The organism is Marinobacter sp. ANT_B65 (assembly GCF_002407605.1).
Lineage (GTDB): Bacteria > Pseudomonadota > Gammaproteobacteria > Pseudomonadales > Oleiphilaceae > Marinobacter.
The window spans coordinates 330,193-343,006 of sequence record NZ_NXGV01000001.1; the positions used below are offsets into that span (position 1 = coordinate 330,193).

Here is a 12,814-nt window from a genome sequence, read left to right on the forward strand (position 1 = left end):
CTTAGAGATTGTGAACCGGGATTTCGACGACCGGAGTGGCGACGCGCCGGGGCATGTCGACAATGCCTATCTCTTCGTTGGTGAGGTAACAGCCGGGGTCTTCTTCCCAGAAATCACCGGAAATATTGTGGGCGCGTACCCTCGTATTGCCATTGCAGATGGCCAGATACTGACACTCTGCACACCGGCCTTTAACAGGGCGTGGGGTCTGGCGAAAGCCCACCATCAACTCATCATTTGCCTCTGACCAGATCCGGGAAAACGGTTTTTCGCGGACGTTGCCCAGGTTGTAGTCCCACCAGAAGGTATCCGGGTGAACGACGCCGAGGTTATCTATGTTGGAAATGTTTACGCCGGAGGAGTTGCCACCCCAGTTGACCAGTCGTTGCTCCAGAGCTGGCACCTGATCGGGATAGTGTTCCGCGGCCCATTGCAGCAGGAAAGGGGCGTCGGCGTCGTTGTTGCCTGTGACGTATTCCCGCTCAATTCCGCGTTTGAGTTCTTCGTGGCAGTGGTTGAATAACAGGTTCATGGAATCTCTGGTCATGTCATACCACGCATCACGCTTGCGGTTGCGGCCACCACGGCCAGAATAATTCAGGTGGGAGAGATAGAACTTGTCGATGTCGTGCTCGTCGAGGAGCCTGAGCATGTCTGGCAACTGGGGCGCGTTGTCCTGTGTGAGGGTGAAGCGCAGGCCGACTTTGATGCCTGCGTCCTTGCATAGTTTGACTGCTTTCATGGAGGCTGCGAAGGCGCCTTTCTTCTGGCGGAATTCGTCGTGAGTCTGCTCCAGTCCATCAATGCTGATGCCTACGTAATCGTAGCCAGCATCGGCGATCTGCTTTATGTTGTCATCGGTAATCAGGGTACCGTTGCTGGACAGGCCTACGTAAAACCCCATGTCTTTTGCTCGGCGTGAAATGTCGAATATATCCGGCCGCATAAGCGGTTCGCCGCCAGAAAGGATCAGTACCGGTACACCGAAGGATTTGAGATCGTCCATCACGGTATAGACTTCGCCGGTACTCAGTTCACCTTTGAAATCGATATCCGCAGAAATCGAATAACAGTGTTTGCAGGTAAGGTTGCAGCGGCGGATCAGGTTCCAGATAACGACCGGGCCGGAAGGCTTGGGGATGGCTCTCACCGGGGCCGGATTCATCAGGCTTTTTACGTAGCGGGTCATTCTGAACATAGTGCTTCCCCTTGTGTTATCTGCGCAGCCGCAAGCCGGTTTTCTTCAGGATGGCCGAGCTGTAAAGAATGGTGTGCTGCTGACAGGCATCGCCCAACAGGGCACGGATCTGCGAGGCTTTGTCTTCTACTGCTTCCCGGGTAGTGCCGTGCACCATGGCAAACAGGTTGAACGACCAGTACGGCAAATGACGTGGCCGGCGATAACAGTGGCTCACGAAAGGCAGTTCACCAACGGCGGTGCCCAGATCTGTAATGCGGTCATCATTTACATCCCACACAGTCATGCCGTTGTAGCGGTAACCCAAACGGTAGTGGTCGGGTACTGCTGCGACTCTTCGTATTACGCCGGCTTCCTGCAAAGCCTGGAAGCGGGCAAGTACATTGTCGGCGCTCAGGTTCAGTTGCCTGCCCAGCTCGGCCCAGGGGTCGGAGACCAGAGGCAATCCTGCCTGGGTGGCAAGGATCAGCTTTCGATCGAGCTCTGTGATAGAGGCCTCAGACAGGGAAGTGGAGGTGGACATGGAACTCCTGCTCTTTTGGCATGTTGTAAACCGGATACCCGGTGTTTTTTTCAATGGCGGCAATGGTTTTCTCAATGGCATCCCGGGTTTCCGTTGCCAGTACAAACCACATGTTCAGTTCGTGTTCGCGGCGGTAGTTGTGGGCGACTTCGTCAAATTCATTGACCAGTGCGGCAACTCGCTCAAAATCCGGATCCGGGATTCGCATGGCCGCCAGGGTGAGACCGCCGCCAAGCTCGCCGGCGTGAAACATGGGGCCGAAGCGCGTCAGTACGCCTTCAGCAAGAAGTTTTTTAATGGAGTCCAGCACCTGCTGTTCATTCAGGTTGAGCTCTTCTGCGACAGCTGCATAAGGGTGCCGCACCAGCGGCAAACCCTGCTGCAAACGATTGATAAGTATCTTCTCCACAGGGCTCAGGATGGCTGCCGGCACCTGGAGGCGGGCCTCAGTCGTGGCTGACATAGCGCCCTCCCCGTTGCCGGTAGGCTTTATTGCTGAACAGCACAGAATGTTTCACATCCTGCAGGTTGTGTTCTGTAATCAGGCTGTCCAGCTGCGCCAGTACACGCTCTCGGTTTGTGCCGTGAATCATGCAGAACAGGTTGTAGGGCCAGTCCGGGAGCCGCCGGGGCCGCTGGTAGCACAGGGTAATAAAGGGTATGCCGGCCATGATGTTACCCACAGCCCGTACCTGTTCATCGGGTATATTCCACACCACCATGGCGTTAGCTGTGTAGCCGAGGGTGCGGTGCTTGACCACAAGCCCGAAGCGTTTGATAAGCCCCTGCTCCTGCCATTGGATGATGGCGTTTATAACCTCTTGTTCGGAAAGGCCTGTACGCTCTGCAAGTGCCTGATAGGGCCGGGCAGCAAGCGGCAGCCCCCGCTCCAGTTGTTTCCGGAGCCGCAGTAGCCCCCAGGCGCTTACAGCACGGGGTTCTTCTGTCATGGTGCGCAGGCTATCGGGTGATACGCAGTGGCTCATGGCAGGGACTCCCAATCGATGTCGAATCCCAGGTCAATGTGATAGCCCTCTACCATGGGTAGACGCAGCATGGGTAATTTCAGTTCCTGTTCCAGTTCATCGAGATGTTCTTCCAGTAATTCGCTATACGGAGCAGTCATGACAAACCAGAGGTTGTAGGTGTGCTCCCGGGCGTAGTTGTGATTCACCCCGGGCGTACGGTTTATGCGGGCGGCTACCAGATCAATCTGTTCCTCCGGCGCTGCCACAGCAGCCAGCAGGCTTGCGCCAGCTTGGCTATGCTCAAACACCGGTCCGACCCGGCCGACGACATCGCGAGACTGCAACGACTGCAACCGTTCAATAACGTCCTTCTCGGAGATGCCCAGTTGCCGGGACATTTCCAGGTACGGCCTCTCACACACTGGCAGATGCCGTTGGAAGTGGTTGATCAGTTGCTGATCTGTATGATCCAGTCTCATCGGTTGTCTCCTTCGGGTCGGTGCGACACAGATCTCTCTAGTAGACGTCGTGCTGAGTGTTATAGACGTTGAACTTGCCGGTAGGAGTGATCAGGCGTTCGTCGTCGATAACCTTTTTCAGCTTGCGGGTCTTGTCGTCCACCACCACGATGGCTGATCTGTGTTCTTTGCCATTCCACACAGAGAACCAGACTTCGTCGCCTGCAACGTTGTACTCAGGCTGAACAACTCGCTTGGGGCCTTCTCCCAGATTTGCCCATTCGGCGATTGGCAATACCTCATAGCCGCTTTCGAGGTTCTCGATGTCATACACGGCGACACTCTGGCTGACGGATTCCGCAGGGTTCAGAGCCGTATCCACGTACAGGTTTTTGGACTTCGGGTGAGTTTTGATGAACAGTGAACCGCCGCCCTGACCATTGAGAGTGCGAACCACCTTCCAGGCTTTATCCGGATGGCCTTCGGGGTCTGTGCCGATCATCTGTATGGTTGGATCACCCAGGTGACTGGTTGCCCAGACCGGGCCATGCTCAGGATCAACAAAGTTGGCACCACGGCCGGGATGGGGGATTTTTCCCACGTCTACCAGGGCTTCCAGTTCACGGTCTTTGGAGTCAACAACGGCGATTTTGTTGGACTGATTCGCAGCCGTCATGAAGTAACGCATGCTGCTGTCCCAGCCGCCATCGTGCAGGAACCGCGCGGCGTCTATGGTGGTGCTGTTGAGGTTTTCCAGGTTTTCGTAGTTGACCAGCATGATCTTGCCGGTTTCTTTTACGTTAACAATGAACTCGGGGTGCTCATGGGACGCGACGATGGCAGCAACCCGTGGTTCCGGGTGATACTCCTGGGTATCCACGGTCATACCGCGGGTGCCCACGATTTTCTTCGGCTCCAGAGTTTCCCCGTCCATGATGACAAACTGCGGTGGCCAGTAGGCACCTGCAACCGCGTACCTGTCTTCATAGCCTTTGTACTTGGATGTTTCTACCGAGCGGGCTTCCAGACCAATTTTGATCTTGGCAACTGTGTCCGGGTGCTCCATCCACAGGTCAACCATGTTGATCGCTGCATCGCGGCCAATCACGAACAGGTAACGTCCGGAGGCTGACATGCGGGAAATGTGTACTGCATAACCCGTTCTGATGATTTCAACAATTTCTTTGGATTTGCCATCGATCAGGGCAATCTCTCCGGCATCTCGCAGAGTAACGCTGAACAGGTTTTCCAGATCCAGGTTGTTCAGTTTCTTTTTCGGCCGATCCTCGGGCGCCACAAGCACTTCCCAGGTCGCCATCATATCGGCCAGGCCCCACTCCGGTGGGGCGGGTGGCTCATGCATCAGGTATTTGGCCATCAATTCGACTTCATCTTCGGAAAGTTCCCCGGACGTGCCCCAGTTAGGCATGCCAGCTGGAGATCCAAAGGTGATGAAAGTTTTAAGGTAATCAATGCCTTGTGCCTGGGTGATATCCGGGGTCAGTGGTTTGCCGGTTGCACCTTTACGCAGTACACCGTGGCAGCCGGCGCAGCGCTCAAAGAATATCTTCTTGGCTTTTTCAAACTCTGCATCGGTCAGGTCCGGAGCACCAGGTGAGCGGACAACTTTGGCGGACTTGGGCGAGATAGGGCTGGAAGTACCCTCGTAGGCGGCCCCGGCCGGGTCGCCATTCTTCGGGGTCGCGGTCGCGGTCATAACGCCAAACGACGCGATTGCCACGGCCACTGCCAGTGGTTTAAGAAATGGATTGCTTGCTCTCATCAGGTTCTCTCCTTGGATTTAAGAGTGTTGTTAGGGTTCGCCTCTTTGCCCTGATGAACATTGATTAAAATCAGATGTATGTTCTGTGTCCAGTGAGTACCCAACCATAGGTATGCCTAAAGAGTTGTTGTGGCAGGGCCCATTTTTAACGAATATCAAAGATGCGTTTTTAGAGTGGCGCCACCATGGTGAAGACCCTGGAAAACTTATGGGAGAAAGCGAGCGGTGAACAGTTCCGGAAGGAATAAAGCATGGCAGAAAGTAAGTGCCGTTCTGTTGTTGATGCTCTGTTTTGCGTCTCCGGCAATGCTGGCTGATGAACCGAGACGCAGCTCAAATGACCTTGAAAACCTTGTGGTTCAGGACTGTGGTTCCTGTCATGGGCTGACCCTAAAGGGCGGGCTTGGCCCGCCGCTGCGGCCGGAAAATCTGAATCATCTGCCGGAGGCAGCGGTCACTGCGATTATCAGTGAAGGTGTTCCGGGCACGGCAATGCCGCCCTGGAAACCCCTGCTGGCACCCGCCGATATTGAATGGATCAGTCATCAACTTAAAGCTGGCGCGCTGGTCTTACCCTGACCTATAGCCTGGAGGAATTACTGCATGGTCTGGATACCCGGTTTTGCGAAACCATTGTTAACGCTGGTGCTGTTTTCTGCACTGGTGAGCGGTTGTCAGGCGCTCCCTGGAGGAGGTTCAGGTGACAGTCTGATGGGTACCGGTGATATGGGCCTGGTTGTAGAGCGGGCATCCGGTTCTTTACTGGTCATCAACACGACCAGCCATAGTGTAATTGGCCGCATCGAAGGACTGGGTGACCTGTCTCACGCGTCTATTGTTTACTCCCGGGATGCGCGTTACGGCTTTGTGTTTGGTCGTGACGGTGGTCTTACCAAGGTTGATCTGCTCACACAATCCATTGTTGGCAGGGTGATTCAGTCCGGCAACAGCATTGGAGGTGCTATCTCCCAGGATGGCCGTTACGTTGCTGTGTCCAATTATGAGCCGGGAGGGGTGAAGGTTTTTGATAGTGGGACCCTGGAGCTGGTGGCCGACATTCCTGCCACCTACATCCGTGATAGCGGTGTAAAAGCGCAGTCCAAAACCGTGGGTCTGGTGGATGCACCGGGTAATCGTTTTGTTTTCAGTCTGTTTGATGCCGGGCAGATCTGGATTCTGGATATGCCTGATGGTGTGACTGGAAATCAACCTGAACTGACACGGTTTGATGCAGGTAAGGCGCCTTACGATTCCATGATCACGCCAGACGGACGTTACTACATCGCGGGCCTGTTTGGTGAAGACGGCCTGTCTATGCTGGATCTCTGGAATACCGATGCAGGCGTTACCGAAATTCTGCCCGGTTATGGTAAGGGCGAACAACAACTACCGGTATACAAAATGCCGCATCTGGAGGGCTGGACGGTCGCCGATGGCAGAGCCTTTGTTCCGGCAGTAGGACACCACCAGGTTTTGGTGGCGGATATGAATGACTGGTCTCTGGTGGACAGGATTCCGGTACAGGGCCAGCCGGTTTTCGTGATGGCGAGCCCGGACAACCGTCGAATCTGGGTGAGCTTCGCACATCCGAAAAACGATGTAGTTCAGGTGATCGATTCCCAGACCCGTAAGATCATCCGCACACTTGAGCCCGGTAAGGCTGTGCTGCACATGGAGTTTACGCCACGGGGGGAGGAAGTCTGGATCTCGTCCCGGGACAGCAACAGGATCACGGTTTACAACACTCACACACTTGAGCCTGTTGCCGAACTGGACGCACAAAACCCCAGCGGTATTTTCTTTACCAGCCGGGCCCATGTACTCGGGCTTTGAATTCAAGCCAGTCGCAAAGGATTTCTGCAGATGACGTTTTACCAGCCTGTAGGTAATGAAATAGAGCTGTTCCATGCCGCCGCTGACAACGGCCTGCCTGTTCTGATCAAGGGGCCTACCGGTTGCGGTAAAACCCGCTTTGTCCGCTACATGGCCGAGAAACTGAACCGTCCGGTTTATACGGTTGCGTGCCATGATGACCTTACCGCCGCTGATCTGGTTGGACGACACCTGATCGGTCCGGAGGGCACATACTGGCAGGATGGTCCATTAACCCGTGCGGTGCGTGAAGGTGGTATTTGCTATCTGGATGAAGTAGTTGAAGCCCGCAAAGATACAACCGTGGTACTGCATCCGCTGGCGGACGACAGGCGTGAGTTACCCATAGAGCGTACCGGAGAACTGCTGACAGCCGCGCCGGGCTTTATGCTGGTGGTCTCCTACAATCCGGGATACCAGAGCCTGCTCAAAGGTATGAAACCCAGCACCCGCCAGAGATTTGTTTCGTTACGGTTTGATTACCCCTCTGAAGAGGCGGAGCAAACTATCGTTGTTGAAGAATCCGGTTGTGACCGGGATCTCGCGCAGCAACTGGTAAGCCTTGCAACAGCGTTGCGCAACCTGAAAGACCACGACCTGGAAGAGGCTGCCTCAACGCGCCTGTTGATACACGCAGCCCTCTTGATACGCGCCGGGGTGCCCACGGAGGCAGCCTGTCGCGCGGGCATGATTGAGCCGCTCTCAGACGACGAAGCAACAGTCAGTTCACTAATGGAGGTGGTATATGCAGTATTCGGGCGCCCGGAAGAAACCCGCTAGCGGGGCGGTTGTACCGGTTATCTGGTACCTGCTGAATTTACTGGCAATTCCTGTTGTCGGCTTTGCCGTATTGCTCTGGCTGTTTGTCCAAAGCTCAGGGGTTAACGAACTGCGTAGGGCTCATACCCGTGCTGCTCTGTTCATGTCGTTGACCGGTTTTGTCCTGATCAGTTCGGGCGTTGCCTTTAGCTGGATGTTCTTTGGTGATTTGGGCCATTTCGGTACATTCGCTCTGGTTTGGGCAATCGCGTTACACACTGGGTTTGTGTTGTGGGGCATGATTTCGCTTGCCCAGGCAATGTCTGATAAGCCGCCTGTATTCCCGGCTAAGTGGTTGTAGTTTGGAGTGCTAGTGTTTTGTCTGGTTAATTCGTTGATCTCTGTTTGTTATAATAGAAGTCATTGATCAGCAATAAAGGTTTCCATTGCGCCCAAACCCGTAGCGCCGCGCTGGCAAGTGCATCAGATTTGGAAAGCCGCTGACCTGAAGCCGCACCGGCTGAAAACCTGCAAAATATGCAATGATCCGGACTTTGCTGAAAAAGTGTGTGATGTTATTGGGCTCTATATGAATCCCCCCCCGATAATGCACTTATTCTGTCTGTTGACGAAAAGACTCAGATTCAGGCTCTTGATCGGACCCAGCCGAAATTGCAGCTTCGCCCGGGACAAGTTGAGCGACAGATACATGATTCCCAGCGTCATGGCTAAATGCGGTCGAAGGGTGGTTTGGTCAACTGGAACGACGAGCACTTTATCGAGGTATTTTCACCAGCGTCGGCGAATTGAAATCTGCGATTAAAAAGTTCATCAAGGTTCACAATCAACAACTGGCAAAGCCATTCCGATGGCATAAAAACGCAGAGTCCATTATGACGACAATGGCGCGGGTAAAGCTGAGTTTAATTGACAATAAGTGAGTGAATTAACCGTACGGCATGCTAGCTAATATAGATGGATTAATTGGGAGGGCTGGCTACCCGGTGATTGCATCGGGTTACCCCCCCTTCCCGTTTGAAACAATTGACAGCTGAACCTAACCCGAACGAAAATAAAGTCAGTTAGACTTGGATGTCATTACATATCGCATGGAGGCTTTTGTGAGTAGTCCTGCTGTCGCATCTCGTTACGTTACCGCTGATTTTAAAAATGCCCCTTTGATCGCCTTGGCCGGTCTGATGGGCCTTAAGAATTATATAGCTGAAATCTCCAAAGCTCCGGAGGCTTATTCGCCGATCCTTTCGGGGATTGCGGTTTATCGGCACCTCCCTCCTGCTGAGCGCAAAAGTATTAACAATGCAATTTTAAACGACATTCCTCGCAGCAATCTTACGAGTCGTTTAATGGGACTAGTGAGTGATCAGAGTGTGCAACCTTATTGGTACATGTGGTCTCTCTCAGACGAGGAGGTGAAGGATTTTTTCACATACAGCTCAGCCACGGCAGCCATTACCGGTCAGTTTAATCCTCTGTCCGCCCCCGAAGCGACAGTCGCTACCTTAGCGGGTGCCGTCTACGCCATAGCTAAAGGAGGCCCGAGTGCCATTGTTTCCCAAGCGGTTGCATCGTTAAAAAGAAGCGAGCTTGTTATGGCTGTAGCGCGGCGCTTTGGCTTGGGCCCAGACGCCGTTAGGACCCTCGGTATTGCGGCTGTACCCGCGCTTATCGTGATTTCGGGCCTTAACATAATGGCGAAGAAACAATCTGTGCAAGCCAGGCGAGAGTTGGCTGCACGAGGACTCCTTGTTTATAGCGATCTATAGCATGCTGGTCGTTCTTTTGCTGAGTGGCTTTGGCGGTTCTTTCCTTTACTACGCCATGTTAAGGGGTATTCAAGTGGGGACCCTCACGAAGAGCCTGATACTCTGGTCACGATGCGTTGCTGCGTGTGCTTTGATCTTTGCTGCATGTGCCAGCGTCATCGTCCAGTATTTTTTTGATGATGTATCGTACTTCCTGATTTTAGCGTTTTGGCCAGTATTCATACTCGCTCTTCAACCTGCCTACCATCTCATTGGTAGCGGCGTTCCTTCGGAGAAATTAGAGGAAAAACAGGAATGAAAGTTGGCCTCAGTATTTCATTCCATAGTTTGCAGTTTCCCCGATCCGGCCGGCTCATCTTAGTTCTTGGAGGCTTACTTGCTTCTTTTGTGTCAGCAGCAACTGAGCCAAAGCTACCCTATGACGAACGATTGCTTCCGATAGCCACAACATTTTTGGACCTACAGCTATGCTCCAATTTCGCCGTCGAGTTTGAAGAAAATGAGAAGCTGGGTGGCCGCTACAGCTCAGCTGCTTGGGCCTTATATGATTACACTATTGAGCGGGGATGGAGCGAGGATCTGTTTTCGTCGGCTATGGTAGTCGCACACGAGGCGAAATCTTTGCTTGAAGTTGCTAAGAGTGAAACAAGGGAAAGTTTTAATCGACGTAATTACTCGGGCAAGCCGTGTGATCAGGCGATGGAGCGAGCTGAAAACTACATTGAGAATAGTCGCTAAATAGAACTTCCTCCTGGGTGGCATAGCAAGAGTTAAAGAAAAACAAAGCGATTCATGTCACCGTATGAAACCCCGCAACTGCAACAATCACCACCGGCGCCCAGAACTGTGCTATCAGCCTCCAGGCGCGCGGTGCGTGTTTCATTTCCATGAAGTGATCTACCAGCAGTAACGACTTCACGATGACCATTCCAAATACCAGCCAGGCCAGAAACTCAGGGCTTATGCCGGCCTCTAGGGCAATCACCGGCAGGGCGGTGCAAATCATCAGTGCAAAATAAACCGTCAGCATCGTCAGTTCTCCCTAAGCCACCACATAAAGCATTGGAAACATAAGTAACCAGACCAGGTCCACCATGTGCCAGTACGAAGCACCCGATTCCATACCGTTCATATCCGAGCCGTCATAGTCCCCGTTACCTACTTTTACAGCAATCACGATCAGTACAACCTGCCCAAGAATCACATGCATGAAATGAAAAAATGTCAGGAAGAAATAAAACATGAAGAAGGTGTCTGTACCGAGGTTATAGCCCTGACTGTAAAGGTTCACGTATTCATAGAGCTTCCCCACCGTGTAAATGCAAGAAACTGCAACCGCCAGCCAAAGGTGCCACTGCACGCCTGGGCGCCTCTCGCGAAGCTGGTGAACTGCAGTAGCAACCAGATAGCTGGCGGTGATCAGTGCAGCGGTGTTCAGCAATCCGATCAAGGGATGCAGAACTTCTTTGCCGGCGTGAAAGGTGGCTGGGTCCATACTGCGGGCGACCGCGAAACCAATAAACATGATGCCGAACACGGCCAGCTCGGCGAAAATGAAGATCCATACGGCGATATCGCCGGGGAGCTGGCGGGGGTGGGGTTCCGGGAAAAGGTTCTGTTTAGTCATATCGCTCATATCAGTGCGTCAGGTTCAGATAGAGTTTTGGAAGTTGCAACGGCAGCTGTGCCGGATCGCGGATCACCACGAAGTTGCTGCTGCCGAATACATAGGGCAGGTATTCGCTGGCGTCATCATCAATGGTGACGCAAAACGGTGTCAGTCCGGCTTTTTGGGCTTCCAGTACGGCCATGCGGGTGTCTTCCACGCCGTATCGACCTTCGTAGATGTCCAGGTCATTCGGCTTGCCATCAGTTAGCAGCAGCAGAATTTTCTGGTGTTCGTGGCGCGCCTCTAGCAGCTTGGTTGCCTGGCGAATAGCAGCACCCATACGGGTATAGAAACCCGGTTCCAGTGCCTGAATGCGGCCCCGGGTGATGCTGGTGTAGGCCTCATCAAAGCCTTTCAGGTGATGAAATCGCACGTGGTCACGACGACGGGATGAAAACGCAAACAGCGCGAAGGGGTCGCGGCTGGCCTGAAGGGCTTCGCTGAGTAGTTGCAGGCCATCCCGGGCTACGTCGATGACCCGCTGATGGTTGTTGATATAGGTCTCGGTGGAGAGCGACACATCCGCCAGTACCAGACAAGCAAGGTCACGCTGGCTTTGCTGGCAACGGCGGAACAGTTTCTGGTCGATCACTCCCTGGCCTTGCCGGTGTTGTACTTCCCGCTCAAGGCAGGCGTCAAGATCCAGCTCGTCACCGTCCAGCTGCCGCTTTTGCCATTGCTTGAGAGGTTTCAGGGCACTGAATTGACGCTGCAGCTGTTTGGCTGGTCGGCGCAGTGCCTCGGGCAGTTCTGCAGGCGTCGCGTCCTTTGCCAGCAGGGGTTGCAGACAGCAAAAGGCTTCGCGGTAGCTTTGGCTACGCCAATCCCATTCCGGTAAATGAATGCCCGGGCCGAGGCGCAGGTCGTCGTGCTCTTCCGAGGGCAGGTCCAGATCAAACTTGATCGCTGATGACGTTTCCTTGCGGTCGTTGGAAACGGAGATCATGTCCATATCATCTGCAACGGCTTCGGCATCCTCCTCGTCGGTATCGTCGCCTGCCCGATCAACCGGAATGAAGTCGGTCCATGAGAACAGGCTTTCCAGACGGAAGATCATCAAGCCCTGATTGCGATCAAAGGCCTCCCCCCGCTCTGCCTGTTTGCGCTTGTTCTTCTTGGTAAGACCGCCTGGGCTGGACTGTGTCTCGTCATCGCCGGTGACCTGTCCGCTGGCTTTTCCTTGTTCCAGCGCCGGGTATAACCAGAGGATGACCGGCCAGGGATCGGTGTCGGCAGCGGGTAGGGCAGGGACGCTTCCTGGATGGATAAGCGCCTGGCGGATAGCCAGTTCGCGAGTGGCTTCCTGAGCGGTCAGACTTTCTGGTTCGGGGCGCCAGAACAAAACCTGTTGGACCAGGCGCTGGTAAACCTCTTCCAAACCTGGCCAGCGTGCGAGCACATCCTGCACCAGGGTCTGATTGCCGGTGAACCAATTGCGGTCAGGCGGAATCGGCGAAGCCGCGAGTGCAGCAAGCCAGATATAGAGGTCGCGGTTCAGCTGTCTGGAAGGGAATCGAGCAACTCGTTCCGGCAACCGCAGGTTTTGGTCGTCCCGCCAAGCCAGTTCAAACTTGCGATGTGTTCCTGCGAGTTTGTGCAAAAACTTCCGGCGCAGGCGAAAATGGCGGGGTTCTGCAGTCACCAGGCTGAGTGCCGGGTCGCCTCCGAATGCTCGAAACACTATGCCCAGGCTGCGGGCTTCGTCCTTTAGGTAAACGGCGTGCTCGGGGAATTCGCCCAGAGCCTGGCGGGTTATGTACTCATGCCATTTGTAGCCGACCCATTCTTCCATCTCGAACT

Annotated in this window: 16 protein-coding genes and 1 pseudogene; 8 read left to right on the forward strand and 9 right to left on the reverse strand. The window is 54.0% G+C overall.

Features of this window, described 5'->3' with window-relative positions; translation table 11 throughout:
* Position 1 precedes the first annotated feature (1 nt).
* Genes nirJ through CPA50_RS01545 form a run of 6 tightly spaced genes read right to left on the reverse strand, consistent with a single transcriptional unit; the run spans position 2 to position 4,930 of the window.
* Positions 2-1,198, reverse strand: a complete 1,197-nt coding sequence (gene nirJ / locus CPA50_RS01520; RefSeq protein ID WP_096780731.1) for a heme d1 biosynthesis radical SAM protein NirJ — start codon at positions 1,196-1,198, stop codon at positions 2-4.
* Positions 1,199-1,214: 16 nt separating this feature from the next.
* A complete protein-coding gene (locus CPA50_RS01525) occupies positions 1,215-1,721 on the reverse strand; it encodes an Lrp/AsnC family transcriptional regulator (RefSeq protein ID WP_096780732.1) in 507 nt (168 codons plus the stop codon).
* Positions 1,696-2,139, reverse strand: coding sequence for an Lrp/AsnC family transcriptional regulator (locus CPA50_RS01530; RefSeq protein WP_096782280.1), 444 nt, complete (start codon positions 2,137-2,139; stop codon positions 1,696-1,698). Before CPA50_RS01530 ends, CPA50_RS01525 begins: the two co-directional genes overlap by 26 nt.
* Positions 2,140-2,167: 28 nt before the next feature.
* Positions 2,168-2,671, reverse strand: coding sequence for an Lrp/AsnC family transcriptional regulator (locus CPA50_RS01535; protein WP_096780733.1), 504 nt, complete (start codon positions 2,669-2,671; stop codon positions 2,168-2,170).
* A 32-nt stretch (positions 2,672-2,703) separates the two neighbouring features.
* Positions 2,704-3,168, reverse strand: coding sequence for an AsnC family transcriptional regulator (locus tag CPA50_RS01540; RefSeq protein ID WP_096780734.1), 465 nt, complete (start codon positions 3,166-3,168; stop codon positions 2,704-2,706).
* 37 nt (positions 3,169-3,205) lie between these two features.
* Positions 3,206-4,930: a nitrite reductase gene (locus CPA50_RS01545; RefSeq protein WP_096780735.1), complete on the reverse strand. Its 1,725-nt coding sequence runs from the start codon at positions 4,928-4,930 to the stop codon at positions 3,206-3,208.
* Positions 4,931-5,155: 225 nt separating this feature from the next.
* Between CPA50_RS01545 and CPA50_RS01550 the strand changes: the two genes are divergently transcribed.
* The 8 genes and pseudogenes from CPA50_RS01550 (at position 5,156) to CPA50_RS01585 (ending at position 10,083) form a co-directional block, all read left to right on the forward strand.
* Positions 5,156-5,509 carry a c-type cytochrome gene (locus tag CPA50_RS01550; RefSeq protein ID WP_227519441.1) on the forward strand — a complete coding sequence of 118 codons (354 nt, stop codon included), beginning with the start codon at positions 5,156-5,158 and terminating at the stop codon, positions 5,507-5,509.
* 24 nt (positions 5,510-5,533) lie between these two features.
* On the forward strand, positions 5,534-6,763 hold the full coding sequence (locus CPA50_RS01555; RefSeq protein ID WP_096780736.1) for a cytochrome D1 domain-containing protein: 1,230 nt from the start codon (positions 5,534-5,536) through the stop codon (positions 6,761-6,763).
* Positions 6,764-6,793: 30 nt separating this feature from the next.
* Complete coding sequence (locus CPA50_RS01560) at positions 6,794-7,582, forward strand: CbbQ/NirQ/NorQ/GpvN family protein (RefSeq protein WP_096780737.1); 789 nt, start codon at positions 6,794-6,796, stop codon at positions 7,580-7,582.
* Positions 7,548-7,922 (forward strand): hypothetical protein, encoded by a 375-nt coding sequence (locus CPA50_RS01565; RefSeq protein ID WP_096780738.1) that lies wholly within the window; start codon positions 7,548-7,550, stop codon positions 7,920-7,922. The genes CPA50_RS01560 and CPA50_RS01565 overlap by 35 nt, the downstream gene beginning before the upstream one ends.
* Before the next feature lie 111 nt (positions 7,923-8,033).
* Positions 8,034-8,502: pseudogene (locus tag CPA50_RS01570) on the forward strand (IS630 family transposase); the annotation flags it as partial.
* Positions 8,503-8,682: 180 nt separating this feature from the next.
* Complete coding sequence (locus CPA50_RS01575; protein WP_096780739.1) at positions 8,683-9,345, forward strand: hypothetical protein; 663 nt, start codon at positions 8,683-8,685, stop codon at positions 9,343-9,345.
* Between the two features lies 1 nt (position 9,346).
* Positions 9,347-9,643 (forward strand): hypothetical protein, encoded by a 297-nt coding sequence (locus tag CPA50_RS01580; RefSeq protein ID WP_096780740.1) that lies wholly within the window; start codon positions 9,347-9,349, stop codon positions 9,641-9,643.
* Positions 9,640-10,083 carry a hypothetical protein gene (locus CPA50_RS01585; protein ID WP_096780741.1) on the forward strand — a complete coding sequence of 148 codons (444 nt, stop codon included), beginning with the start codon at positions 9,640-9,642 and terminating at the stop codon, positions 10,081-10,083. Before CPA50_RS01580 ends, CPA50_RS01585 begins: the two co-directional genes overlap by 4 nt.
* 52 nt (positions 10,084-10,135) lie before the next feature.
* On the opposite strand, the gene CPA50_RS01590 is transcribed toward CPA50_RS01585, so the two are convergent.
* Genes CPA50_RS01590 through CPA50_RS01600 form a run of 3 tightly spaced genes read right to left on the reverse strand, consistent with a single transcriptional unit; the run spans position 10,136 to position 12,806 of the window.
* Complete coding sequence (locus CPA50_RS01590; RefSeq protein WP_096780742.1) at positions 10,136-10,375, reverse strand: cytochrome C oxidase subunit IV family protein; 240 nt, start codon at positions 10,373-10,375, stop codon at positions 10,136-10,138.
* A gap of 12 nt (positions 10,376-10,387) precedes the next feature.
* Positions 10,388-10,981, reverse strand: coding sequence for a cytochrome c oxidase subunit 3 (locus tag CPA50_RS01595; RefSeq protein ID WP_227519442.1), 594 nt, complete (start codon positions 10,979-10,981; stop codon positions 10,388-10,390).
* A gap of 1 nt (position 10,982) precedes the next feature.
* Positions 10,983-12,806, reverse strand: a complete 1,824-nt coding sequence (locus CPA50_RS01600) for a nitric oxide reductase activation protein NorD (RefSeq protein ID WP_096780743.1) — start codon at positions 12,804-12,806, stop codon at positions 10,983-10,985.
* Positions 12,807-12,814 lie beyond the last annotated feature (8 nt).

What these genes read in the sequence shown, in the direction of transcription:
- nirJ (WP_096780731.1), bottom strand. Translation starts at nt 1,198, where the DNA reads ATGTTCAGAATGACCCGCTACGTAAAAAGCCTGATGAATCCGGCCCCG.
- CPA50_RS01525 (WP_096780732.1), bottom strand. Translation starts at nt 1,721, where the DNA reads ATGTCCACCTCCACTTCCCTGTCTGAGGCCTCTATCACAGAGCTCGAT.
- CPA50_RS01535 (WP_096780733.1), bottom strand. Translation starts at nt 2,671, where the DNA reads ATGACAGAAGAACCCCGTGCTGTAAGCGCCTGGGGGCTACTGCGGCTC.
- CPA50_RS01540 (WP_096780734.1), bottom strand. Translation starts at nt 3,168, where the DNA reads ATGAGACTGGATCATACAGATCAGCAACTGATCAACCACTTCCAACGG.
- CPA50_RS01545 (WP_096780735.1), bottom strand. Translation starts at nt 4,930, where the DNA reads ATGAGAGCAAGCAATCCATTTCTTAAACCACTGGCAGTGGCCGTGGCA.
- CPA50_RS01555 (WP_096780736.1), top strand. Translation starts at nt 5,534, where the DNA reads ATGGTCTGGATACCCGGTTTTGCGAAACCATTGTTAACGCTGGTGCTG.
- CPA50_RS01560 (WP_096780737.1), top strand. Translation starts at nt 6,794, where the DNA reads ATGACGTTTTACCAGCCTGTAGGTAATGAAATAGAGCTGTTCCATGCC.
- CPA50_RS01565 (WP_096780738.1), top strand. Translation starts at nt 7,548, where the DNA reads ATGCAGTATTCGGGCGCCCGGAAGAAACCCGCTAGCGGGGCGGTTGTA.
- CPA50_RS01580 (WP_096780740.1), top strand. Translation starts at nt 9,347, where the DNA reads ATGCTGGTCGTTCTTTTGCTGAGTGGCTTTGGCGGTTCTTTCCTTTAC.
- CPA50_RS01585 (WP_096780741.1), top strand. Translation starts at nt 9,640, where the DNA reads ATGAAAGTTGGCCTCAGTATTTCATTCCATAGTTTGCAGTTTCCCCGA.
- CPA50_RS01590 (WP_096780742.1), bottom strand. Translation starts at nt 10,375, where the DNA reads ATGCTGACGGTTTATTTTGCACTGATGATTTGCACCGCCCTGCCGGTG.
- CPA50_RS01595 (WP_227519442.1), bottom strand. Translation starts at nt 10,981, where the DNA reads ATGAGCGATATGACTAAACAGAACCTTTTCCCGGAACCCCACCCCCGC.
- CPA50_RS01600 (WP_096780743.1), bottom strand. Translation starts at nt 12,806, where the DNA reads ATGGAAGAATGGGTCGGCTACAAATGGCATGAGTACATAACCCGCCAG.